We start from the raw sequence: 24,998 nt of genomic DNA, 5'->3' as shown, positions 1-24,998 counted from the left end.
GCCGGGGCGCCCGGAGCTCGGGGGTACTGCTCTGCGGGCGGCTGCGGGGCTTTTCGTGGCTGGGCGCGCAGTGCCCCGCGCCCCTGTGAGACAGGGCGCGGGGCCACCGCCGATCCGAGGAGGCTCAGCCCGCGACCGCCACCGACGGCTCGCCCGAGGCCACGCCGTCCTTCTCCATCTGCTCGGCCAGCTTCATGGCCTCCTCGATGAGGGTCTCCACGATCTTGGACTCGGGGACGGTCTTGATGACCTCGCCCTTGACGAAGATCTGGCCCTTGCCGTTGCCGGAGGCGACGCCGAGGTCGGCCTCGCGGGCCTCCCCGGGGCCGTTCACCACGCAGCCCATGACGGCGACGCGGAGCGGGACGTCCATCCCGGTGAGGCCGGCGGTGACCTCTTCGGCCAGCTTGTAGACGTCGACCTGGGCGCGGCCGCAGGACGGGCAGGAGACGATCTCCAGGCCGCGCTCCTTGAGGTTCAGGGACTCCAGGATCTGGATGCCGACCTTGACCTCCTCGGCGGGCGGCGCGCTCAACGACACCCGGATCGTGTCGCCGATGCCCTGGGACAGGAGCGCGCCGAAGGCGACCGCCGACTTGATCGTGCCCTGGAAGGCGGGACCGGCCTCCGTGACGCCGAGGTGCAGCGGGTAGTCGCACTGGGCGGCGAGCTGCTTGTACGCCTCGATCATGATGACCGGGTCGTTGTGCTTGACGGAGATCTTGATGTCGCGGAAGTCGTGCTCCTCGAAGAGGGACGCCTCCCACAGGGCCGACTCGACCAGGGCCTCGGGGGTCGCCTTGCCGTACTTCTGGAGCAGGCGCCGGTCGAGGGAGCCGGCGTTGACGCCGATGCGGATCGGGGTGCCGTGGTCCCGGGCCGCCTTGGCGATCTCCTTGACCTTGTCGTCGAACTGCTTGATGTTGCCCGGGTTGACGCGGACCGCCGCGCAGCCCGCCTCGATCGCGGCGAACACGTACTTCGGCTGGAAGTGGATGTCGGCGATGACGGGGATCTGCGACTTGCGGGCGATGGTCGCAAGGGCGTCGGCGTCGTCCTGGGTCGGGCAGGCGACACGGACGATCTGGCAGCCGGAGGCGGTGAGTTCGGCGATCTGCTGGAGGGTGGCGCCGATGTCCGACGTGCGCGTCGTGGTCATCGACTGCACCGAGACCGGGGCGTCCCCGCCGACGGCCACGGACCCGACCTGGATCTGGCGGCTCTTCCGGCGCTCGGCGAGCTTGGTCGGAACGGACGGCATGCCGAGAGAAATCGCAGTCATCTGCTGTGCAACCCCAAGTCGTGGATCAAGGTCCGGTCCCGTGAGCAGCGGGCTCCGAGCTTCGAGATTACGGCACCGGCCCGGGCGCGGGCACATCCCACCCGCGTTGCCACTCGATGGGAGGCGGCCCGGCACAAAGCCCGCCGGGCCGCCGTGAACTCCGTGCGACTAGGAGATCCTCACCGGATTCACCACGTCGGCGATCAGGACCAGGATCGTGAAGCAGATGAAGATCCCGGCGACGACGTAGGCGACCGGCATGAGCTTCGCCACGTCGAAGGGGCCCGGGTCCGGACGGCGCAGCACCTTGGCCGTGTTGCGGCGCAGCGACTCCCACAGCGCGCCCGCGATGTGCCCGCCGTCGAGCGGCAGCAGCGGGAGCATGTTGAACAGGAACAGGGAGAGGTTGAAGCCCGCGACCAGCATCAGCGCCATGGCCAGCTGCTGGGTGGGCGGGATGTCGAGCGTGAAGATCTCACCGCCGACCCGGGCCGCGCCGACCACGCCCATCGGGGAGTCGGCCTCGCGCTCGGCGCCGTCGAACGCCGCGTTCCACAGGGCCGGGACCTTGCCGGGGAGGGCGGCGAGGGAGTCGACGGCCTCGCCGATCCGGTCGCCCATCCAGGTCACGGAGTCGCCGAAGTCCTGCTTGACCACGCCCGTGGCGGCGCTGAAGCCGAGGAAGCCGGCCTGGACGTACTGGCCCTCGACGATCTGGCCGCTCGCGTCCTTCTTGGCGACCTGGTTGGTGGCGATCTTCGCGTGCAGGGTGATGTCCTGGCCCTTGCGGTCGACGACGATCGGCACCTCCTTGCCGGGAGTGGCGCGGATCAGGTCGGACAGCTTGTTCCAGTCGTCGGTCTTCACCCCGTCGAAGGAGACGATCTTGTCGCCCGCCTTGAGGCCCGCCGCGGCGGCGGGGGCGGCCGGGTCGCCCTTCTCGCACTTGTCGCGGTTCTCGTTCTGGGCGATGACGCACTGGGAGACCGAGCTGACCGTGGTGGTCTGCTGGGTGATGCCGAAGCCCATCAGGACGGTGAGGAACAGCGCCACCGCCAGGACCAGGTTCATGAAGGGGCCCGCGAACATCACGATCACGCGCTTCCAGGGGGCGCGCGTGTAGAACATGCGGTTCTCGTCGCCCGGCTTGAGTTCCTCGTAGGCGGCGGTGCGGGCGTCCTCGATCATGCCGCGCCACGGGGAGGTGGAGCGGGCTTCCATGCGGCCGTCCGGGCCGGGCGGGAACATGCCGATCATGCGGATGTAGCCGCCGAACGGGATGGCCTTGATGCCGTACTCCGTCTCGCCCCTGTTGCGCGAGAAGAGCGTGGGGCCGAAGCCGACCATGTACTGCGGCACGCGGATGCCGAAGAACTTGGCGGTGGACAGGTGCCCCAGCTCGTGCCACGCGATCGAGACCAGCAGGCCGACCGCGAAGAGGACTATGCCGAGGATGAACATCAGGGTTGTCATGCACGGGCCTCCGCCGTCTGTGCCGCCAGTTCCCGGGCCCTGGTCCGCGCCCAGGTCTCCGCTTCGAGGACGTCCGACACGGTGAGCGAGGTTCCCGTACGCGGCGTGCCGTGCTCCTCGACGACCCGGGTGACGGTCTCCATGATCCCGTTGAAGGGCAGTGCGCCCTGACGGAACGCCTCCACGCACTCCTCGTTGGCCGCATTGAACACCGCCGGGGCGGTGCCCGCGAGCTCGCCCACGTGCCGGGCGAGGTTCACCGCGGGGAAGGCCTCGTTGTCGAGCGGGAAGAACTCCCAGGTCGAGGCCTTGCTCCAGTCGAAGGTGGGCGCCGCGTCGGGGACGCGCTCGGGCCAGCCGAGGCCGATGGCGATGGGCCCGCGCATGTCGGGCGGGGTCGCCTGGGCCAGTGTCGATCCATCCGTGAACTCAACCATCGAGTGGACATACGACTGGGGATGCACGACGACCTCAATGCGGTCGAAGGGAATGTCGTAGAGGAGGTGCGCCTCGATGACCTCCAGGCCCTTGTTGACGAGGGTCGCGGAGTTGATCGTGATGACCGGGCCCATGGCCCAGGTGGGGTGGGCGAGGGCGTCCTCGACGGTGACGTCCGCGAGCTCGGCCTTCGTGCGGCCGCGGAAGGGGCCGCCGGAGGCGGTGACCACGAGCTTGCGGACGTCGGCGCGAGTGCCCGCGGCCAGGGCCTGGAAGAGCGCGGCGTGCTCGGAGTCGACCGGGATGATCTGCCCGGGCTTGGCGAGGGCCTTGACCAGCGGGCCGCCCACGATGAGCGACTCCTTGTTGGCGAGCGCGAGGGTGCGGCCCGCCTCCAGGGCGGCCAGGGTCGGGGCGAGTCCGATGGAGCCGGTGATGCCGTTCAGGACGGTGTGGCAGTCGGAGGCCGCGATCTGGGACGCCGCGTCCGGGCCGGCGAGGAGCTCGGGGAGCGGCTCGCTCGTGCCGTACTGCGCGGTGAGCGCCTCGCGCAGGGCCGGTACGACGTCCTCGCGGGCCACGGCGACCGTCCGCACCCGCAGCCGGTACGCCTGCTCGGCGAGGAGGGCGACCCGGCCGCCGTTCGCCGAGAGGCCGGTGACGCGGAACCGGTCGGGGTTGCGCAGCACGAGGTCGATGGCCTGGGTGCCGATGGACCCGGTGGAGCCGAGGATCACCACGTCCTTGGGACCGTCTCCCACTACGGGGTCGTGGACGAGGTGCGGATCGGCGAGGGGGGCTGGACTGTCGCTCATTGCTCCATTGTTGCCGTAAGGCCGGTGTGTGAGGACAGCGCATCCCCTTCATGGGGGCGCGCGCCACACCTGCGCACGCCCCTTTGAAGGCCGGGTTCAGCGGATCGGCCGGTGGACGTTCTCCTTCTGCGACGGTCCCGGTGTCGCGTCCGCGATCCAGGGGCCCTCGCCCGACGGGTCGATGATGCCCTGCTCCAGCCACTCGTAGGTGCCGGACAGGACGCCCTTGACGACCTTGTGGTCGAGGTCGTCGGTGTTGGTCCACAGGCGGGTGAAGAGCTCCTCGATGCGGATCCTGGCCTGGCGGCAGAAGACATCGGCGAGCTGGTATGCCTCACGGCCGTGGTCGCCCTGGCCGCGCAGGAGTTCGGCCCGGACGCATGAGGCGCTCATGGCGAACAGTTCGGCGCCGATGTCGACGATCCGGCCGAGGAAACCCTGCTTGGACTCCATCCGGCCCTGCCAGCGGGACATGGCGTAGAAGGTGGAGCGGGCCAGCTTGCGGGCGGTGCGCTCGACGTAGCGCAGGTGCCCGGAGAGATCCACCTCGTGTTTGAACTCGCCGTAGGAGGTCGGCAGCCGGCCCGGTCCGGCGACCAGCTTCGGCAGCCACTTGGCGTAGAAGACGCCCGCGTTCGCACCCGCCCTGGCCTTGTCGCCGAGGGACTTCTCGGGGTCGATCAGGTCACCGGCTACCGAGAGGTGGGCGTCGACGGCCTCGCGCGCGATCAGCAGGTGCATGATCTCGGTGGAGCCCTCGAAGATGCGGTTGATACGCAGGTCGCGCAGGAGCTGCTCGGCGGGGACGCCGCGCTCGCCGCGGGCGCGCAGGGAGTCGGCCGTCTCGAAGCCTCGGCCGCCGCGGATCTGGACGAGCTCGTCGGCCATCGTCCAGGCCATCTCGGAGGCGTACAGCTTGGCGAGGGCGCCTTCGATGCGGATGTCGTTGCGGTCCTCGTCGGCCATCTGCGAGGCCAGGTCCGTCACGGCCTCCAGGGCGAAGGTGGTGGCCGCGATGAAGGAGATCTTGGAGCCGACCGCCTCGTGGTGTGCGACGGGCTTGCCCCACTGCTCGCGGGCCGCCGACCACTCCCGGGCGATCTTCAGGCACCACTTGCCGGCCGCGACGCACGACGCGGGCAGGGAGAGCCGCCCGGTGTTGAGGGTGGTCAGGGCGATCTTCAGGCCCTGGCCCTCGTCGCCGACGCGGTTGGCGGCGGGGACGCGGACCTGGTGGAAGCGGGTGACGCCGTTCTCGATGCCGCGCAGGCCCATGAAGGCGTTGCGGTTCTCGACGGTGACGCCCGGTGAGTTCGTCTCCACGACGAAAGCGGTGATGCCGCCCCGGTGGCCCTCGCTCTTCGGGACCCGGGCCATGACGACCAAGAGGTCGGCGACGACGCCGTTGGTGGTCCACAGCTTCACGCCGTCGAGGACGTAGTCGTCGCCGTCGGGCACGGCGGTGGTGGCGAGGCGGGCCGGGTCGGAGCCGACGTCGGGCTCGGTGAGCAGGAAGGCGCTGATGTCCGTGCGGGCGCAGCGGGGCAGGAAGCGCTCCCGCTGCTCCTGGGTGCCGAACAGCTTCAGGGGCTGGGGCACGCCGATCGACTGGTGGGCGGACAGCAGCACGCCGACCGCGGGACTCGCGGAGCCGGCCAGGGCGAGCGCCTTGTTGTAGTACACCTGTCCCAGACCGAGTCCGCCGTACTTGGTGTCGATTTTCATGCCGAAGGCGCCGAGCTCCTTCAACCCGTCGATCACCTCGTCGGGGATCCTGGCCTCACGCTCGATGAGGGCCCCGTCGATCTTCGTCTCGACGAAGTCGCGGAGCTTGGCGAGGAACTCCTCGCCGCGCTGGGCCGCCTCGTCGTCCGGCAGGGGGTGGGGGTGGATGAGGTCCAGCCGGAAGCGGCCGAGGAACAGCTCCTTGGCGAAGCTGGGCTTGCGCCAGTGCTGTTCCCGGGCGGCCTCCGCCACCTCGCGGGCCTCCCGCTCGGTGACGGCGGGACGGGAAGAGGGAGTGGTGGAAGCGGACATGAGGGGCACCTCGCCGCAACTAGAAGATGGAGGACCGTTTCGTTACCGACCAGCGCTACTGGATCGTTGGTACCCGAATCCGGACGCTCCCACCAGTCCTCGCGCGTCCGTTCGGCCGAAGGGGGCGGAGTGCCCGCGCCCCTTGCCGCGGGCCCGACGACGGTGTTGCATCGAGGTGTCCTTCCGGCGGCGGTTGCGGACCTGAGAGCCCTACGGGAAATCTGCATCGAAGCGCTTCGACAACCTATGGACACCCACCCGTGCTGGGGCTACTGTCGAACCACCCCCACCCACCCTTATCAGCAACGCGCATTGTCGAAGCGCTTCACAAGCTTGGAGAGCTGGATGGTCACCCTCGCCGAGGTCGCCCAGCACGCCGGAGTATCGGCGAGCACGGTGAGCTATGTCCTCAGCGGCAAGCGGTCCATCTCCGCGAACACCCGGCAGCGGGTCGAGCGGAGCATCCGCGAGCTCGGGTACCACCCGAACGCCGGGGCCCGGGCCCTGGCCAGCAGCAAGTCGAACATCATCGCGCTCATGGTCCCGCTGCGCACGGACATGTACGTGCCCGTGATGATGGAGATCGCCATCGCCGTGGCGACCTCCGCCCGTGCCCACGGATACGACGTGCTGCTGCTCACCGGCGAGGAGGGCCCCGACGCGGTACGCCGGGTGGCGGGCAGCGGGCTCGCCGACGGCATGATCCTGATGGACGTCGAACTCGACGACGAGCGGCTGCCGCTGCTGCGCGATACGGACCAGCCGTCCGTGCTGATCGGACTGCCCTCCGACACCTCCGGCCTGACCTGCGTCGATCTTGACTTCAGGGCGACCGGCGCGCTGTGCGTGGAGCACCTCGCCAAACAGGGGCACCAGGACATCGCTGTCATCGGGGAGGCCCCGGCCGTCTACGAGCGGCACACCGGCTTCGCCGAGCGCACCCTCGACGGACTCAGGTCGCGTTCCCGGGAGCTGGGCGTGCGCTTGCTGCACCGGCCGTGCGAGGGCGGGTACGACGCGATGGCGACCACCCTCGCCCGGATCCTCGACGAACGCCCGGACACCTCGGGGCTCATCGTGCAGAACGAGTCGGCGGTCGAGCCGCTGCTCGCGCTGCTGCGGCAGCAGGGCCGTGCCGTGCCGGAGGACGTGTCGGTGGTCGCGATCTGCCCCGACCAGGTCGCGACGCAGGCTTCGGTGCGGCTCACGTCGGTCGCCATCCCCGCCCAGGAGATGGGCCGGCACGCCGTGGACCACCTGGTCGCCAAGCTCGAGGGGCGCGGCAGCGACGAGGTCGTGCTGATCGCGCCCGAGCTGACGGTACGAGGGAGCACGGGACCGGCGCCGAGCCGGTCGTAGGCACCCCTTCTCCCCGGCCGTCGTCAACACCGCCCTCCTCTCGGGGGCACCCCCATGTCTGCACTCCTCCAGGAGCACAGGAGCACGCGTGAATCAGCATGCCGAAACCCAGCCCCAGGTGAGCCTGGCGCAGTCGTCCCCCACCGTCGGCACCTTCCGCGAGCGGGACGGCGCTCTGGAGTGGAGCGGCCGTCAGGAGACCCTCCGGATCGAGCCGTGGGGCCCGGACGCCGTCCGGGTGCGTGCCCGGCTCGGCGGCCCGGTCCTCGAAGGACTCCCGGGCGCCCTGCTCGACGAGGCTCCCGCGACGCCGGCCTCGGTGAAGATCGAGGACGGCCGGGGGCTGCTGACCGTCGGCGCGCTCACCGTCGAGGTGAGCGCGCAGGGCCTGATCCGCTTCCTGCGCACGGAGGACTCCGCCGAGCTCCTCGCCGAGGACCGCGCCCACTTCTGGTGGCCCGGCTCCCGCCTCTACACGGCCGTCGGCAACGGCCACCACCGTCTGGAGCAGCGCTTCGCCGCCTACGACGACGAGAAGCTGTACGGCCTCGGCCAGCACCAGCACGGGCGGCTGGATCAGAAGGGCCTGGTCCTGGATCTGATCCAGCGCAACGCCGAGGTCGGCATCCCGGTGCTGACCTCCAGCCGCGGCTACACGCTGCTGTGGAACAACCCGGCGATCGGCCGGGTGGAGCTGGCGCACAACGGCACCCGGTGGGTCGCCGACTCGGCCCGGCAGATCGACTACTGGATCACGGCGGGCGATCCGGCCGGCGGCCAGCGCCGCTACAGCGCGGTGACCGGCCGCAGCCCGATGCTGCCGGAGTGGGCGGCGGGCTTCTGGCAGTGCAAGCTGCGCTACCGCACCCAGGACGAACTGATGCAGGTGGCCCGGGAGTACAAGCGGCGCGGTCTGCCCATCTCGGCGATCGTCTGCGACTTCTTCCACTGGACGCACCTGGGCGACTGGAAGTTCGACCCGAAGGAGTGGCCGGACCCGGCGGCGATGGTGCGCGAGCTGGAGGAGCTCGGCATCAAGCTGGTGGTGAGCGTGTGGCCGTCGGTGTCGCCGCTGAGCGAGAACCACCCGGTCCTGGAGCAGCGCGGCTGGTTCATCGGCACCCAGTACGGGCCGATGGCGCACGCCGACTGGCCCGACAAGGAGGTCGCCTCCACGGTCCAGGTGGCCTTCTACGACGCCACCAACCCGGAGGCCCGGGAGTTCGTGTGGTCGAAGGTGAAGGAGAACTACCTCGACCCGTACGGCATCACGGCGTTCTGGCTGGACGCCTGCGAGCCGGAGCTGAAGCCCGGTTTCCAGGAGAACCTGCGCTACTGGGCGGGACCGGGCCTGGAGGTCGGCAACGCGTACCCGGCGGAGAACGCCCGCACGTTCTACGAGGGCCTGCTCGCCACCGGTGAGGAGGAGATCGTCACCCTCAACCGCTCGGCGTGGGCGGGCAGTCAGCGCTACGGTGCCGCCCTGTGGTCCGGTGACATCGGCACGGACTTCCCGACCCTGCGCCGACAGATCGCGGCCGGCCTCAACACGGCCCTGTCGGGCATCCCGTGGTGGAACACCGACATCGGCGGCTTCCACGGCGGCGACCCGGACGACCCGGCTTACCGGGAGGTGATGGTCCGCTGGTTCCAGTTCGGCGCGCTGTCCCCGCTGATGCGCCTGCACGGCTTCCGCGACCCGGGCATGCCGCTGGGTCCGGAGATGACCGGCGGCCCCAACGAGGTGTGGTCGTACGGCGAGGAGGCCGGGGCGATCCTGGAGCGTTACCTGCGGCTGCGCGAGCGGCTGAAGCCGTACGTGCTGGACGTCATGCGGGCGGCCCACGAGGAGGGCCTGCCGGTGATGCGGCCGCTGTTCCTGGAGTTCCCGGACGACCCGGCGACGTGGTCGGTCGACGACTCCTACCTGTTCGGCCCGGACCTGCTGGTGGCTCCGGTGCTGACGGCCGGCGCCACCGCCCGTACCGCGTATCTGCCGGCCGGCGCCGGCTGGACGGACGCGTGGACCGGTGAGACGTACGAGGGCGGCCGGGCCGTGACGGTCGACGCCCCGCTGGACCGCATCCCGCTGTTCCTGCGGGACGGGGCGCGGCTGCCTGTAGCGGAGTAGCCGCGTCGAAGGGGGTGGCCGGATCGATGGAGGTCTTCCGGCCACCCCCTTGCATCCGTACGGCCAACTTCCCTCCAGCGCCGCGAAGTTCCAGAAGGTAGGTTTCCCGCGTGCCCTCGACTCCGCTCGCCCTCACCCTCGCCAACCTGGCGCTGCGGCCCTCCTTCGGCTCCCGCCGTAACCCCGGCCGGATCTTCGACCGCATCGTGGTGGAGGCCGGTGAGGCGCCGGGAGACCGGGAGTTCGTCGACGACTTCCGGGCCCTGCTGCGCTGGTGGGCGAAGGCCGAGCACCTCACCCCGGTCGGCTGGCAGGCCGCGCAGGGCCACGTGCGGCGGCATCTCGCCAACCGGGCGCGGGTGCGGCGGCTGATCGCCGAGCACCCGGAGATCGAGCGGGAGCCGATCGAGAAGCCGGTCTTCGTCGTGGGGCTGCCCCGCACCGCGACCACCGTCACGCACTCGGTGCTGTCGATATCCGACGGGCACCGGTGTCCCCTGCTGTGGGAACTGCTGGCGCCCGACCTGGAGTTACCGCCCCGGCGGCGGCGCAGGGCGATCACGGCCGGACGCCGGATGGTCCAGGGCACGGACCTCTTCGCGCCGCGCTTCCGCGACATCCACGCGATGGCCGCCGAGGGCCCCGAGGAGTGCACGTTCGTCCTGCCGCACGCCCTGATGCCGTTCTCCCAGGCCCGCATCCCCGAATACCGGCAGTGGCACTGCGCGCGGGACTTCACCGCCGACTACCGGTACCTCAAGCAGGTCTACCAGGTGCTCCAGTTCGGCCGTCCGCGGCGGCGCTGGATGCTGAAGTCCCCCATGCACCTGGAGAACCTGGACGCGCTGCGCACGGTCTTCCCGGACGCCACGATCGTGTGGTGCCATCGCGACCCGGTCACCGTCGTGGCGTCCTTCTGTTCCCTGATCGAGCACGGCATGGCCGTCAGCACCCGTCCCGTCGACCTGACCGGCATCGGCGCCACCTGGCTGGGCCTGCTGAGCCGTGCCATGACACGCGGCCTCGCGGCCCGGGCCGCGATCCCCGCCGAGCAACTGGTGGACGTCCCGTACTCCTGGCTCGGCTCCGATCCCGCGGCCGGCGCCCCGAAGCTGTACGCCGCCGTGGGCGCCCGGTGGACCGAGGCCGACGCGGCCCGGCTCCCCGCGGCCGTCGCCCGCCCCCGGGGCGCCCGCAAGCACACCTATGACCTGTCCCGCTACGGCCTGACCCGCGACGAGGTGGCGTCGGCCTTCGCCGAGTACGACGCGCTGCGGGGCGAGGTCGACCACGCCTGAGGAGGACGTGGCCGGCCTCGCCCCTGATGCGGGGTCAGCCTCCGTTGATGGTCAGGTCGTTGGTGTTGAAGTTGAGTCCACCGGAGGAGGAGGTGATCTCATAGCCGAACTGGACGTCGCCGATGGTCTCGTTGCCGGGCATCCAGCCCTTGGTGTAGGCGATCCAGTTGAGGACCGGCTTGATGTCGACGGTGCCGGAGTTGGAGTCGGACGTCCGCAGGAACGAGAACACCTGGTTCGACCCGTTGCTGCCCCTGTAGGCGTTCCAGTTGTGGCCGCCCAGCGTGACGTTGCCCTGGTAGCTGCCGATCGGGCCGACGGCTCCGTTGTAGTTGACCCAGAGCATGATCTCGTACTGGTGGTCGGTGTCCCAGATGTCGTACGACGTGTTGTACGCGCCGGACGAGGGGACGCTGACGTTGTAGTTGCTGGTGAGCCAGCCGAGGGAGTTGATCGTCTTGTTGATCGTCTTCGTGGAGTTGGGGTAGGACTTGATGCCGCCGGTGTTGGGGTGGTTGGCCCAGACACCCCAGTTGGTCCCGGAGTTGGCCCACGCGCACTGGCTGCCCGCGCCGGAGCCCCAGATGTTGTTGTAGAGCTTGTAGCCGTTCAGGCTGGTGTTGCCCCATCGGTCGCAGGAGTTCCAGACTGCTGCCGAGGCGGGGGCGGAGGCGAGGCCGACGGTGGCACCGAGAGCCATCGCCGGCGCGAGCACCGCCATAGTGATCTTGCGTATCCTGCTTTTGACCATGGTGTCCCTTCCACGGGTGGGGGGATTGTGGGGGGGGGTGCTACCACGCCCCCTTGCTGAGGACGTGGTCCTCTCCGGCGACAAGGTCGAGCGGCTCCGCGTCGCCGGAAGAAGTTCTGACTTCGATACGGACGGTGCGAGTCGGCTTGAGGACCGCCGTCGCCCCGTCGGGCGCCCAGGTCAGATCGACCTCGGCGCCGAACCGCGTGCGCACGCCCGTGAGCCGGCCTGCCGGGAGAGCGGGCGGCAGCGCGGGCAGGAGGACCAGCCGGTGGGGCGTCGACTGGACAAGCATCTCGATCAGCACGGCGGGCAGGGTGTGCGCCGCGTCGGCGTTGTAGACGCGACGGCCGGGGTAGTGCGCGCTCATCAGGGAGGCGTGGAAGAAGTCGCCGTCCAGGACCTGGCCGAGGGCGTGGGCGACACGGTCGCCGTCCAGGAGCCGGGCCGCGATGAGGGCGTGGTGGAGGTGCCCGTGCGCGGAGTCGTTCTCGGCGCCGCGCAGTGCGAGGGCGCGGTGGGCGGCGGCGGCGAGCTCGGGGGTGTCGTAGGGGGTGACCTCCTCGAGCGGCCATACGCCGTAGAGGTGGCTGAGGTGGCGGTGGTCGTAGGAGTCCGTGAGGCCGGGCCAGGCCCATTCGGCCAGGGCGCCGTCGTCGTTGATCCGGTGCGGCGGGAGCCGGTCGGCGAGAGCTCGCCAACGGTCGGCGTCCGGAGTGTCCCCGTGGTAGGCGGCGGCCGTGCGCAGGGCGTGGCGGGCCGCCGAGAGGTCCATGGCGGCGTTGATCGTGCCCCAGCTCGCGTTGGCGGGGCGGTTCTCGGGTGAGTAGGACGGGATGACGACGAGGTGTCCGTTCTCGTCCGTCCTGGTGAGGAAGTCCTCGTAGAAGAGGGCGACTTCGGCGAGTGCGGCGGCGGTGCGGGGGTCTCGGGTGCCGTGCGTCTCGTCGTGGTCGACGAGCGGCTTGAGCAGCCAGTCGGCTCCGGCGGTCCACAGGTGCAGGGGGTATTCGCGGTTGTAGTGGTAGCAGTGGCCGGACTCGCCGTCGGTGTGGGCGGGGGCGACGACGCCCCGGGTGCCGAAGATCGCGCGGGCGTTGTCGCGCCAGTCGGGGAGCTGGCTGTGGAGCAGGTTCGCGTGTGCCCGGGTGACCTCGGGGAGGGCGGCGGCAGCGGCGGAGGCGGTCTGGAGGTTGAGGTTGGCGTCGTTGGTGAAGGCTCCCGACCAGGCGGTGTCCCAGTCGCCGGTCCACAGGCCGGTCAGGCGGGGCGGGAAGAGGCCGCTCGCGGAGAGCAGGTGGTAGCGCCCGGCGGCGAAGAGACGCTCCAGCAGGGCCGCGCTGCGGGGCCGCTTCAGCAGCTCCGAGCCGGGCAGGGCCCGTTCGGCGGGGTCGGCGGCGAGGTCGAGGGTGACGCGCTCGTAGGCGGTGCGGTGCAGGGCGGTGTGGCGGTCGAGGAGTTCGTCGTACGCACCGGGCAGGTCGCGCAGGGCACGGCCCTCGGCGACCACGTCGAGTTCGCCGGTGTGCCGGTGCACCCGCGTCAGGATGAGCACGGACCGGGCGCCCTCGACGCGCACGCCCGGCGGCACCAGGGTGGTCGTGCCGCCGGTGACGGTGATGTGGCTGACGCCGGTGCAGGCCTTGTCGCTGTCCGGGTAGCGGGCGCGCAGGCTCAGCAGGGCGCCCTCGGGGGTGAGGACGGCCCCGTGGCCGATGCCCAGTCCGGTGGGGGCACCGGGCAGCCCGGGGTCGAGGTCGATGTCGAGGATGAGGCCGGGGCCGCTGACGTGCTGGACGATCACGTCGTCGGCGCGGGAGACGAAGACCCGGCTGGTCCAGCCGGTGCAGGTCGCACGCACCACGCCGGTGGTGAAGTCGACGTCGCGGCGGTAGTCGTGACACGTGTCGGCGGGCCGGTCCAGCCGGACCTGGAAGGCGGGGTGGAACGGCCGCACCCACTGGAGCGGACGGCCGTCGGTGAAGCTCTCCGCGGCGGTCGTGTCGCCCGCGAGGAGGCGGTCCTGGAGGGCGGGGAGGCCGGCGGCGAGCTGCGGGGGCCGGGTGTCGCCGCCGTTGGGCCGCACCAGAGTGTGGTGGGTGACGATGACCCTCTCCGCGTCCGGATCTCCGCACACGAGGGCGCCGTGGTGGCCGTTGCCGCTCAGGAACGCGTCCTCCCAGCGGGCGGCCGGGTGCGGCTCCCAACTGCCGTGGACGGGTGCGGAGGTGGTCATGGCCGGAGCACCGCCGCCTCGTAGCGGCCGAGGGTGACCCGGCCGGTGACGTCCGTGCCCGTCAGCAGGTCATGGTGGGTGCCGGGCACGTCGAGGGTCACCGGCTCGCGGCCGTGGTTGAGCACGAACAGCAGCTCGCCCCGGCGTATGGCCTCGACCTGCTCGGGCAGGCCGTCGAGCACCGGCCGGACACCCGCGCCCCGCGCGATCGAAGCCAGCAGGTCGCACAGCGACTCGGGGTCCGGGAGCGTGGAGACGTACCAGGCTCGGCCCTTGCGCAGGACCGCGGGCAGTCCGTCGAGTTCGCCGCCCTTGTACGGCACGGTCTCCTCCGCGGTGCCGTCCCCCTCCAGCTCCTCGGACCACAGCGTGCCCCGAAAGCCCTCGCAGACGACGGTCTCCCCCTCGTCCAGCGGCCACCACTCGTGCAGGGTCCGGATGCCGAACAGCTCGCGCAGCCGGGCGTCCATGCCGCCGGGGCGCACACGGTCGTCCTCGTCGGCGACGCCGGTCTGGAAGCCGCAGACGAGGGTGCCGCCCTGCCGTACGTACGCGAGGAGGTTGTCGATCGCGGTGTCGGTGAGGGCGTACAACTGCGGCACGACGACGAGCGAGTACGGCGTCAGGTCGTGTTCGGGGTGGGCGAAGTCGGTGGTGAGGTGCGCCTGCCACAGGGCCCGGTGCCAGGCGCGCAGGACGTCCGGGTACTCCACCCGGCTGGACAGGCGGCCCTCGTGGGTGCCGGCCCACCAGGCGTGCCAGTCGTGCAGGACGGCGACGTTCGCGGTGAGGTGCCGTCCGGCCACCTCGGGCGCGATCCGCTCCAGGTCGGCGCCGAGCCGCTTGACCTCCTGGTACGTCCGGCCCTCCTCTCCGGCGTGGCTGACCATGCCGGAGTGGAACTTCTCCGCGCCCTGCCGGGACTGCCGCCACTGGAAGTAGCAGACGGCGTCGGCGCCCCGGGCCACGGCCTGGAGGGACCAGAGCCGGTTGAGACCGCGCGGCTTGGGGTGGTTCACCCCCCGCCAGTTGACCGGCCCGGCCGCCTGCTCCATCAGCATCCAGGGCCCGCGCGCCTGGGAACGGGTCATGTCCTGGACCAGGGCGCCGCTCTGGGCGCCGAGGGGGTCGCGCGGGTCGGGGTAGAGGTCGACGGAGACGACGTCCTCCTCCTCGGCCCAGCGCCAGGCGTCCTGCCCGAACCACAGCGGCATGAAGTTGCTGGTGACCGGGATGTGCGGGGTGTGCCGGCGGACGATGTCGCGCTCGGCGACGTAGCACTCCAGGAGCATGTCGGAGGTGAAGCGCCGGAAGTCCAGGACCTGGCCGGGGTTGCGCATGTAGTGGGGCAGGCGGGGCGGCAGGACGCCGTCCCAGCAGTCGTAGCCCTGGCTCCAGAAGGCGGTGCCCCAGGCCTCGTTGAGGGCGTCGAGCGTGCCGTACTTCTCCCGCAGCCAGCGGCGGAAGGCGGCGGCGGCCTCGTCGCCGTAGTCGAAGGTGCAGTACTCGTTGTTGATGTGCCACATGGTGAGGGCCGGGTGGCCGCCGTAGCGGGCGGCCAGGTCCTCGGTGATGGCGGCGGCGTAGCGCCGGTAGGTGGCGCTGGAGTGCGAGAAGTGCTGCCGACCGCCCCACCACTCGGTGCGGCCGTCCTCGGTCACGGGCAGGGTGTCGGGGTGCAGCCGGCCCATCCAGGGCGGGGGCGAGGAGGTCGGGGTGGCGAGGACGACGCCGATGCCGTTGTCGTGCATCAGGTCCATCAGCGTGTCCAGCCAGCCGAATTCCCGCGCCCCGGGCTCCGGTTCGAGGGTCGACCAGGAGAAGACGCCGAGGGTGACCGAGTTGACGCCGGCGGCCTTCATCAGCCGGACGTCCTCGTGCCAGGTCTCCTCCGGCCACTGCTCCGGGTTGTAGTCGCCGCCGAAGAGGAGCCGGCCCCGGGTGGCGTCGCTCAGGCCGGGGCGGGTCCCCCCGGGCATCAGACGGGCTCCCCGTACTGCACGCCGCGCCCGTTGGTTGCGACGTAGACCCGGCCGTACACGCGCGGGTCGCCGGTGATGGCCGCTCCGGTCCAGCCCCACTGGTGCCGGTCGTCGTTGATCCGCGTCCAGGTCTTCGCCTCGTCGTCGGAGCGGTACACCGCGGTGATGGTGTCCGTGGCGCCGACCAGGTAGATCGCCGGGTAGGAGGCGCCCTCGGCGGCCTTGCCGAAGCCCAGGGTGTGTGAGGCGTGGCAGCTGCCGACCTTGGCCAGGGTCGCGCCCCCGTCGGTGGAGCGGTACAGCCCGTTGCCCTTCAGGCTCAGCCACAGGTCACCCGAGCGGCCCGGCGCCGCCACCAGCTGGAACTCGCTGTCGCCCGTGCTCAGGCCGGTGGCCCGCGCGGTGAAGGTCCGGCCGCTGTCGGTGCTGGCGAACACCGTGCCGGTGGTGGTGTCGTAGGCGTAGAAGCGGGTCGGGTCGACGGGGTCCGCGATGGGGGCGGCGCCCTTGGGGAAGGAGGCGACCTCGGTCCAGGTGGCGCCGTTGTCGGCCGAGCGGTAGCCGGGGTTGGCCGTGCCGAAGGACCACAGCAGCACGCTGCCGTCGGCGTTGGTGGCGATGGGTCCCGGCGCGGACTTGGCAACGTCCGGCTGGGTCTTGAAGGGCGCCCAGGTCTTGCCGCCGTCGTTGGAGTGGGCGCCGTTGCCGTGCTCGCCCCAGCCCGCCCGGACCACGTACGACGGCTTGGCCGCGGCCAGCCACAGGCCGGTGGAGGTGCCGAACACCGGGTTCGAGGCCATGCCGCGCGACGGCGACGCCGTGAGCCGCTCGTGGTACATCACACCGATGTCCCCGGACCCGCTGAGCAGATGCGCCTCACCGGTCGGCGGTGAGACCAGCTGCCGTATGGACGCCTCCTCCACGCCGCGGATCTGCGGGGCCCAGTGCTTGAGGTCGCGAGTGCCGTAGAGGGTGGCGCCGGTGCCGTACACGATGTGCTTCGAGTCGTACGGGTCGAGAGCGAGGGCCTGGATCCACCAGCCGAACTTGGGCTTGTCCCCGCCCCACTTGAGGTAGGGGGTCTCGGAGACGTCGAGGACGGCTGTGTCCTTCAGGGACGTCCAGGTGCGGCCGCCGTTCGTGGAGCGGAAGACGGTGTCGATCTCGGCCCAGCGGTTGTTCGTGGAGACGACCACCGTGCCGGGGCGGCGGGCGTCGACGGCGACACCGCCGTAGCCGAAGGAGTCGGCGGAGCCGTCGGCCGTCGTGCCGCCCGGCTTCACCGGGGTAACCTCACTCCACTGCCCGCTGCTGGTGCGCAGCTTGTGCACGCTGCCGTCCAACTGCCCGTTGGGGCCGGGCCCATCGGCATAGGTCACGTACAGCTCGCGCGTGTGGCGGTCGTACGCGGCGCGGATCGGCACCTTGGCGGCGGTGCCGGTGGGCTGCCCCGGGACGGCCTTCCAGGTGGTGCCGTCGGTGGTTCGGTAGAGGTTCGCGGAGGTGCCGTCGGAGTCGCCCCAGCCGGCATAGACGCTGCGGCCCGCGGCAACCAGGAGCGTGATGCCCTGGCCGGTGGCACTGGGAGTGGCCGGGAAGCTCACGGCCTTCCAGGTGGCGCCCCGGTCGGTCGACTTGAGCAGCCCGTCGTGCCGGGTTCCCAGCCACAGCGTGTCGCTGTCCCGCGGATCGACGAGCAGCCGCTCCCCCGCACCCCGCCCGTCCTCGTTGCCCCCGAGCTTGACGGTGAGGTCGGTGCGCTTCCACGTGGCCCCCCGGTCCTCGGACCGCAGGACGGCCCCGTTGCCGGCCCACGACTGCGTGTACGTGCCGAGGGCGAGGTACACCCGGTTCGGATGCGCCGGGTCGACGGCCATGGCCTCCACACCGAGCAGGTTCCAGTCGTCCCAGCCGAGGTGGTCGGTGAGCGGGATCCACCGACCGGTCCGGTCGTCCCACCGGTAGGCACCACCGATGTCGGTTCGGAGGTAGGCGAGCCCGCGACAGGAAGGATGGAACAGCACTCCGGTGATGAACCCGGTGCCGCCCTGGACGGCGTTGCGCCAGCGGTATCCGCGCTTCGCGGGGGTGGCGGCGGCCTGCGCCCGCCCCTGGGTCATCGGAAGGGAGACCGCCGCGGCGGCGACAGCGGTCCCGGCGAGAACGGAACGCCTGGAGAGGCTGGACGCATGCATGACACACACCTCGTCGTTCTGAAAGGAGGGGGGAAGCGCCCCGTGAGGGGCGCGGGGAACCGCGCGAACAGCCACAAGCCGCCCGCAGTCGCCGAACAACCGGAGCACCCCACCGGGTGGGCGTCGATCAGCCCTTGACGGCCCCGGTGAGCATGCCCTTCTTGAAGTGCTTCTGGACGAAGGGGGACAGCACGGCGACGGGAAGCAGAGCCATGACCATCACCGCCATCTGGATGGAGAGGGCCGAAATCTGGCCGGTGTTGATCTGCGCGGCGAGCCCGACCGGACGCTCCTGCTTCTGCACGAGCTGGATCATGACGTTCTGAAGCGGCATCATGTCCTGGTCGGTGAGGTAGATGGAGGCGTTGAACCAGGCGCTCCAGTAGCCCACCGCGTAGAACAGGGAGATCACCGCGATCACGGCACGCGAGAGCGGCATGACGATCTGCCACAGGATCCGGAAGTCCCCGGCCCCGTCGATCCGCGCACTGTCGGTGAGCTCCTGCGAGATGTTCATGAAGAACGCCCGCAGGACCAGGATGTTGAAGACGCTGACCGCACTGGGCAGGATCAGCGCCAGATAGGTGTCGGTCAGCCCGAGCGCCTGCACCAGCAGGTAGGTCGGGATCAGCCCGGCGCCGAAGAACATCGTCGCGAGCAAGGTCATCAGGATCCAGCGGTGGCCGAGCGAGCCGGAGCGCGAGAGCCCGTAGGCGCACAGCACCGACACCGTCATGCTGAACAGCGTGCCCACGACGGTGATGCCGAGGCTGACGAGCGCCGCGCGCTGGACCTGGCCACCGCCGAGCAGTTCCTGGTAGGCGATGAAGGTGATGTCCTTGGGGATCACCACCAGCCCGCCGGCCGCGTCGATGGTCTTCTTCGAGGACAGGCTGGTGACGATCACGATCCACAGGGGGAACAGGATCGCGAAGCAGGCGAAGGCGAGGACGACGCCCTTGGCCGCGAGTCCGGCCTTGGCGGGCTCCTCCTCCCATGACGGGCGAGGCGGGGCGGCCCAGGGACTGGGCTTCTTGGCCACCTCGGTCAGCGACGGCCGGTCGACGACTGTGCTCACTTCTTGTACACCCCCTGCTCGCCCATGAGGTGGGCGACCTTGTTCGCCACGAGGACGAGGGTCAGGCCGACGATGCCCTTGATCAGTCCGGCCGCGGCCGCGTAACTGAAGTCCTGGTTACGGATGCCGTTCCACCACACGTACGTGTCGAGCACGTCCGACGCCTCCGGCCCGACCGCGTCGCGTTGCAGCAGCAGCTGCTCGAAGCCGACGGTGAGGGCGTCGCCCACCCGCAGGACCAGCAGCAGCGCGATGACCGGCCTCAGCGCGGGGAGCGTGATGTGCCACATGCGGCGCCAGCGTCCGGCACCGTCCATCGCGGAGGCTTCGTACAGGTCGTTGCTGACGGAGGAGAGGGCCGCGAGGAACACGATGACGCCCCAGCCCGCGTCCTTCCAGATGCCCTCGACCGTGACCAGGTACTTGAAGATCTCCGGGTCGGTCATGATGTCGAACCCGCCCCGCCCGTGATCGCGCAGGGTCTGCGCGATGATGCCCGCGCCGCCGAAGATCTGCTGGAAGACCGTGACCACCAGGACCCACGAGAAGAAGTGGGGGAGGTACAGGACCGCCTGGGCGACGGCCCGTACCCGGGGCCTGATCACGCTGTTGATGAGCAGCGCGAGCAGGATCGGCACCGGGAAGAAGAGCACGAGCTGGAGGAAGAACAGCACGAAGGTGTTCTGCACCGCGTGCCAGAACTCGGAGTCGGAGAAGACCCGTTCGAACTGCTCCAGGCCGACCCATGGACTCTCGAACATGGCGACGAAGCCGTTTTCGCTGAGATACGGGTCGTAGTCCTGGAAGGCGACGACGTTGCCGAGGATCGGCACGTAGTTGAAGACGAGCACCAGCAGCACGGCCGGCACGGTCATCAGGACGAGCGTCCGGTCACGGCGGAAGCGGATCCGCAGACTCAGCTTTTCCGCGCGTCTCCCCTTGCGCTCTCCGGCCGACCGGCCCCGCCCGGAGGACCCGTCCGCCTTCGTCGTACCGTCCGTCGTCTGCGCCTCGGCCCTGCTGCGAGGCACCGTGCTGTGGGACACGGCCTTCTCCTTGCCTCAGCGCCGGGTTAGTTCGCGGAACCGTTGTCGTCGAGGAGCTTCTTGTACCAGGCCCGCAGGTCGTCGCCGCCCTGCTTCTTCCAGTCCGAGACCGCCTGCTGCACGTCGCTGATCTTCTTGCGCCCGCGCACGACGTCGTCCTCGAGCTGCTCGAAGTCGTCGGCCAGGTTGGTCCACCGGTTGGGCTCGGTGATGGTCATGCCGTGGAAGGAGGACTTCTTGGTGAAGGCGCCCATCCGCTGCTGCCACTCGACCTGCTGCCTGGCTATCTCGGGCAGGTCCGGGTGGGCGATGTAGGCGGCGGGGTCGCCGGTGTAGTCGAAGGCGCCGTTGACCTCGTTGACGCCCCTGGTCGTCTTCGTCGGCACTCCGTCCTTCACCGTGTAGTCGGTGCCCTCGACGCCGTAGGCGGTGAGCATGTACTCCTTGGTGCCGTACGGCGAGGCGCAGTAGTTGGCGAGGGCGAGGACATCCTGGACGACCTGCTTGGACGCCTTCTTGTTGACGAAGGTGAAGATGTTCGCGGGCTGGACCGCCCACAAGGCCGGGTCACCGCCGTCGTGACCGAAGATGTCCATCACACCCATGTCGAAGTCCTTGTTCTGGGTGCGCTGTTCGGCCGTCCTGCCCCACAGGGCGGAGAGGTCGTCGTTGTAGACGATGCACTGGCCGGCGGTGAACCGGTTGGCCGCCTGGCCCTGGTTGGCCGCCTTGGCATCGGGGTGGACCACGCCGGCCGCGAAGAGCTTGCGGGTCCACTCCAGGGCTTCGAGATACGCCTCGGTCTCGATCCGGTTGATCAGCTTGTCGCCCTCGAGGTTCCACCACAGCGCCTTGTCGGCCCCGCTCAGCACGCCGAACACACTGAACGCGGTCCACTTCATGTCGTCGCAGGCCCACACCTTCGCCTTGGCGTCGGTGGCCTCCTTCGCCCAGGCCAGGAACTCGTCCGCCGACGTGGGGAGCGTGTAGCCCTTCTTGTCGAAGACGTCCTTGCGGTAGAAGGGGGCGATGTTCAGGACGGGCGCGGCGGGCATCGGGACCGCGCGCAGCTGGCCGCCGAAGATGGAGCGCTGCCAGGCGTCGGTGGGGACGGCCGCGAGGTTCGGGTAGTCCTTGACCTTGTCACCGGAAAGGTACTCGCCGAGGTCCGCGAACTTGGCGTTGATGGCGCTCGGTATCTTGCCGTTCAGGTTCCAGCCCGGGACGACCACCACGTCCGGGATGTCGCTGGAGGCGAGGATGGCGCCCAGCTTCTCGTCGTAGGTGTTGCCGTCCTGGTTCTGCCAGCTGACCTCGACCCCGATGGCCTCGTTCATGGCCTTGTAGTACGGGTTGTTGTTCGACGGGGGCGTGCCCCAGAACGGGGCCATGATCTTGATCTTGCTGCCCTTGCCGAGCTTCTCCGGTACCGCGGTCTTCAGGGTGCTGAGGTCCAGCGGCCGGGTGAACCCCGCGGCCGAGCCGTTCTTCGAGGGGATGTCGGGGCTGACGATGTTCCGCGCCACGAAGGCCGGAAGGAGCTTCTTGGCGTCCTTCCCGGAGGTGGTCCCCTCCTTGCGCCCTTCTTGCGACCCCCCGCACGCGGCAAGCAGCGGCATCCCACCCGCCACCGCTGCGGTGGCGACCGCCGTGGAGGCGAGGAAACTTCTCCGGCTCGGTCCGGAGGAGGCGGCGTTCGGCGTCATTGCGTCAACCCTTCATGGCGCACCAGGACACCCGGCGGAGGCCGTCGGCTGCGGTGTCTCGAGTGGAACTGGCTGAGCTGAAGCGACCTTTCGACCGACCAGGCGTTCACAGTCGAAGCGCTTCGATGTTGCTGTGAGGTTAAGTGAACACCCCAGGGCGCACAAGGGTCGTTCCCAAACTTACTGCGCCTGCCGAGACCCGGACCTTTCCTTGTGCACTGCTTGAAGTGACGGCACTGATCCCTTGACACCCGACCCGTCGGCCACTCAGCATCGAAGCGCTTCGAAAGCACCTCCACGATCCATCGCAAGGGGATCCCCACGTGACCGCACACACCCCGTCCACCGAACCGTTCCGCGACCCGCAGCTGCCGCTCGCGAAGCGCGTCGACGATCTGCTGGGACGGCTCACTCTCGACGAGAAGCTGTCGTTCCTGCACCAGTTCACGCCCGCTGTGGAGCGGCTCGGCGTGGCCGCGTTCCGCACCGGCCAGGAGGCCCTGCACGGCGTCGCGTGGATGGGCCCGGCGACGGTGTTCCCGCAGGCTGTGGGCCTGGGCGCCACCTGGAACCCGGAGCTGGTGCGGCGCGTCGGCGACGCGGTGTCCAAGGAGGTCCGGGCGATGCGCGCCAAGGACGACCGGGTCGGCCTCAACGTCTGGGCCCCGACGGTCAACCTGCTGCGCCACCCCCTGTGGGGGCGCAACGAGGAGGGCTACTCGGAGGACCCGAAGCTCACCTCGGCGATCGCCACGGCCTACACGCACGGCCTGCGCGGCGACCACCCCGTCTACTGGCGCACCGCACCCGTGCTGAAGCACTGGCTGGCCCACAACAACGAGACGGACCGCGACACGACATCGAGTTCGGTGCGTCCGCGCGTGCTGCACGAGTACGACCTGCGGGCCTTCCGCGAGACCGTCGAGGCGGGGGCGGTGGCCGGGGTGATGCCGGCCTACAACCTGGTCAACGGCCGCCCCAACCACGTCTCCCCGTACCTGTCGGAGCACCTGCGGACCTGGACCGACGAGGAACTGATGGTCTGCTCGGACGCGGGCGCGCCGAGCAACCTGGTCGACTCCGAGCACTACTTCGACACCCATGAGGAGGCCACCGCCGCCGCCCTCGTCGCCGGTGTCGACAGCTTCACCGACCACGGCACGGACTCCTCGCAGATGACCGGGCGGTTGCGCGGCGCTCTGGAGCGCGGTCTGCTGACCGAGGCCGATCTCGACAGGGCCGTCCGCCGGCAGCTCTCGGTCCGTTTCCGGCTCGGGGAGTTCGACCCGCAGGACGACCCGCACGAGGCGACGGCCGAGTTCGACACCCCGGCGCATCGCGCCCTCGCCCAGGAGGCCGCCGAGCAGGCGATCGTGCTGCTCAAGAACGAAGGGGCGCTGCCGCTCGCCCCGGACGCCCGGATCGCGGTGGTCGGGCCGCTCGCCGACGAGTGCAAGCTCGACTGGTACAGCGGCACGCTCCTGCACCGCTCCACCCCGCTGGACGGCCTGTACGAGCGGTTCGGCGCGGAGCGGGTGGAGTTCGCGGAGGGCGTGGACCGGGTCCGGCTGAAGACCTCCACGGGCGCGTTCCTGCACGTGCCGGTGGCCGAGGGGGCCGCCGACGAGGTGCGCGGCGCCGAGGGCGCGCTCGACCCGGCACTGCTCGCGGGCCGCACCGACCTGCCCGCGCTCACGACCGACGAGGCCGGTACCGAACTGGCGCTCGCGGACTGGGGCGACGGCGTCCTGACCCTGCGCGCCCCCGACGGCCGTTACCTGTCGGTCGCCGACGACGGCTACCTCCGAGCCTCCGCCGACCAGCCGGGCGGCTGGTTCGTGCAGGAGACGTTCCGCCTGGAACCGCACGGGAACGGGCACCTCCTGAAGCACCTGGGGACGGGTCGGCACGTGTGTGTCTCCGCCGACGGCGTGAAGGTTGCCGACGAGGATCCGGAGATCTTCGAGCTGGTCGTCGCCGAGCGGGGCGAGGAGGCGGTGGCGCGTGCCGCCGCGGGGGCCGACGTGGTCGTGGTGGTCGCGGGCAACGACCCCCACATCAACGGCCGTGAGACCGAGGACCGCACGACCCTGCGCCTGCCCGGACAGCAGGAGCGGCTGCTGCGGGCGGCCCGCGCGGCGAACCCGGCCACCGTGCTGGCGCTGGTCTCCGCCTACCCGTACGCCGTCGACACGGCCGAGCTGCCCGCGGTGCTGTGGACCGCGCACGGCGGCCAGGCGGGCGGCATCGCCCTGGCCCGCGTCCTGGCCGGCGACGTCTCCCCCGCCGGCCGCCTCCCGCAGACCTGGTACGCCGATGACGCCGACCTGCCACATCTCCTCGACTACGACGTGATCGGCGCCCGCCAGACGTACCTCTACTTCGAGGGGACGCCCCTGTACCCCTTCGGGCACGGCCTGTCGTACGCGTCGTTCGCGTACGACGGTCTGACGGCCCGGGTCGAGGACGCGACGGTGCGGGTCTCCTTCTCCGTCACCAACACCGGTGACGTCACGGCCGACGAGGTCGCGCAGCTCTACGCCCGGGCCGTCGACGCGTCCGTGCCGCGTCCGCGCCGCGAGCTGCTGGACCACCGTCGCGTCACCCTCGCCCCGGGGGCGACGGCCGAGCTGGGCTTCGAGGTCCCGCTGACAGCTTTCGGGTTCTGGGACGTGGCCCAGGACCGGTGGCGCGTGGAGCCGGGCGGGTACGAGCTGCTGGCCGCGGCGTCCAGCGAGGACGTCCGGCTGCGGACGACCGTCACGCTCGACGGCGAGCCGTCCCTGCCGCGCGCGGTCGTCGCAGACGGTCTCCCGGCGGCCGGGTTCGACGAGCACAGCGGCATCGAGATCGTCGACCGGACGAAGGTCTCGGGTGACGCGGTGACACCGGCGGGCGCGGAGCCGGGCGAACTGGTCTACCGGGTCTGTGACTTCGGGCGTGGCGTCGCCGAGGTGACAGTGGAGGTGGCCGGCGAGGGCACGGTCGAGCTGTCCCTCGACGGCGGCCCCGTCCTCGCGGCGCTGTCTCCCGCCGCACCGACCTCGGGCCCCTACGACTACGTCTCCCTCAGCGCGTCCGTCGTCGCCGCGGGCGTTCACGACGTGCACCTCAGGCTGCGCGGCCCGCTGCGGCTCGCGCACGTCGGCTTCTCCGGTTGAGGGTCCGGAG

Annotated in this window: 15 protein-coding genes; 4 read left to right on the top strand and 11 right to left on the bottom strand. The window is 70.6% G+C overall.

Annotation, left to right across the window (positions count from 1 at the left end):
* Positions 1 to 124: 124 nt before the first annotated feature.
* The 4 genes from ispG to ACIQHQ_RS30735 form a co-directional block, all read right to left on the bottom strand.
* The gene (gene ispG, locus ACIQHQ_RS30750; RefSeq protein WP_402617975.1) at positions 125 to 1,282 is read right to left on the bottom strand and encodes a flavodoxin-dependent (E)-4-hydroxy-3-methylbut-2-enyl-diphosphate synthase; all 1,158 of its coding nucleotides are present in this window, start codon (positions 1,280 to 1,282) and stop codon (positions 125 to 127) included.
* 168 nt (positions 1,283 to 1,450) lie between these two features.
* Positions 1,451 to 2,743: a M50 family metallopeptidase gene (locus tag ACIQHQ_RS30745; protein ID WP_402618084.1), complete on the bottom strand. Its 1,293-nt coding sequence runs from the start codon at positions 2,741 to 2,743 to the stop codon at positions 1,451 to 1,453.
* 8 nt (positions 2,744 to 2,751) lie between these two features.
* Entirely contained in the window at positions 2,752 to 4,008 is a 1,257-nt protein-coding gene (dxr, locus tag ACIQHQ_RS30740) for a 1-deoxy-D-xylulose-5-phosphate reductoisomerase (RefSeq protein WP_402617972.1), read from the bottom strand.
* A gap of 96 nt (positions 4,009 to 4,104) precedes the next feature.
* Positions 4,105 to 6,045, bottom strand: coding sequence for an acyl-CoA dehydrogenase family protein (locus tag ACIQHQ_RS30735; RefSeq protein WP_402617969.1), 1,941 nt, complete (start codon positions 6,043 to 6,045; stop codon positions 4,105 to 4,107).
* Between the two features lie 345 nt (positions 6,046 to 6,390).
* Between ACIQHQ_RS30735 and ACIQHQ_RS30730 the strand changes: the two genes are divergently transcribed.
* From ACIQHQ_RS30730 to ACIQHQ_RS30720, 3 genes are all read left to right on the top strand, one after another.
* Positions 6,391 to 7,404: a LacI family DNA-binding transcriptional regulator gene (locus ACIQHQ_RS30730; RefSeq protein ID WP_402617966.1), complete on the top strand. Its 1,014-nt coding sequence runs from the start codon at positions 6,391 to 6,393 to the stop codon at positions 7,402 to 7,404.
* Between the two features lie 88 nt (positions 7,405 to 7,492).
* Positions 7,493 to 9,535 carry a TIM-barrel domain-containing protein gene (locus ACIQHQ_RS30725; RefSeq protein WP_402617963.1) on the top strand — a complete coding sequence of 681 codons (2,043 nt, stop codon included), beginning with the start codon at positions 7,493 to 7,495 and terminating at the stop codon, positions 9,533 to 9,535.
* A 110-nt stretch (positions 9,536 to 9,645) separates the two neighbouring features.
* Positions 9,646 to 10,833 (top strand): sulfotransferase family protein, encoded by a 1,188-nt coding sequence (locus ACIQHQ_RS30720; RefSeq protein WP_402617960.1) that lies wholly within the window; start codon positions 9,646 to 9,648, stop codon positions 10,831 to 10,833.
* Positions 10,834 to 10,867: 34 nt separating this feature from the next.
* Here ACIQHQ_RS30720 and ACIQHQ_RS30715 read toward each other — a convergent pair whose 3' ends face one another.
* From ACIQHQ_RS30715 to ACIQHQ_RS30685, 7 genes are all read right to left on the bottom strand, one after another.
* The gene (locus ACIQHQ_RS30715; RefSeq protein WP_402617957.1) at positions 10,868 to 11,584 is read right to left on the bottom strand and encodes a hypothetical protein; all 717 of its coding nucleotides are present in this window, start codon (positions 11,582 to 11,584) and stop codon (positions 10,868 to 10,870) included.
* Between the two features lie 40 nt (positions 11,585 to 11,624).
* Positions 11,625 to 13,820, bottom strand: coding sequence for a glycosyl hydrolase family 95 catalytic domain-containing protein (locus ACIQHQ_RS30710; protein WP_402617954.1), 2,196 nt, complete (start codon positions 13,818 to 13,820; stop codon positions 11,625 to 11,627).
* A complete protein-coding gene (locus tag ACIQHQ_RS30705; RefSeq protein WP_402617951.1) occupies positions 13,817 to 15,799 on the bottom strand; it encodes a beta-galactosidase in 1,983 nt (660 codons plus the stop codon). Before ACIQHQ_RS30705 ends, ACIQHQ_RS30710 begins: the two co-directional genes overlap by 4 nt.
* The gene (locus ACIQHQ_RS30700; RefSeq protein WP_402617948.1) at positions 15,799 to 17,997 is read right to left on the bottom strand and encodes a 1,4-beta-glucanase; all 2,199 of its coding nucleotides are present in this window, start codon (positions 17,995 to 17,997) and stop codon (positions 15,799 to 15,801) included. Before ACIQHQ_RS30700 ends, ACIQHQ_RS30705 begins: the two co-directional genes overlap by 1 nt.
* 127 nt (positions 17,998 to 18,124) lie before the next feature.
* Entirely contained in the window at positions 18,125 to 19,075 is a 951-nt protein-coding gene (locus tag ACIQHQ_RS30695) for a carbohydrate ABC transporter permease (RefSeq protein ID WP_402617946.1), read from the bottom strand.
* Positions 19,072 to 20,121, bottom strand: coding sequence for an ABC transporter permease (locus ACIQHQ_RS30690; protein WP_402617943.1), 1,050 nt, complete (start codon positions 20,119 to 20,121; stop codon positions 19,072 to 19,074). Before ACIQHQ_RS30690 ends, ACIQHQ_RS30695 begins: the two co-directional genes overlap by 4 nt.
* A gap of 26 nt (positions 20,122 to 20,147) precedes the next feature.
* A complete protein-coding gene (locus ACIQHQ_RS30685; protein ID WP_402617940.1) occupies positions 20,148 to 21,827 on the bottom strand; it encodes an extracellular solute-binding protein in 1,680 nt (559 codons plus the stop codon).
* A gap of 323 nt (positions 21,828 to 22,150) precedes the next feature.
* Between ACIQHQ_RS30685 and ACIQHQ_RS30680 the strand changes: the two genes are divergently transcribed.
* Positions 22,151 to 24,988: a glycoside hydrolase family 3 C-terminal domain-containing protein gene (locus ACIQHQ_RS30680; RefSeq protein WP_402617937.1), complete on the top strand. Its 2,838-nt coding sequence runs from the start codon at positions 22,151 to 22,153 to the stop codon at positions 24,986 to 24,988.
* Positions 24,989 to 24,998 lie beyond the last annotated feature (10 nt).

It is taken from the genome of Streptomyces sp. NPDC092370 (assembly GCF_044755265.1).
In the GTDB taxonomy this organism is placed as follows: Bacteria; Actinomycetota; Actinomycetes; order Streptomycetales; family Streptomycetaceae; genus Streptomyces.
Note: the sequence above shows the minus strand (reverse complement) of the source record. Positions and strands in the feature narration are given on the sequence as shown.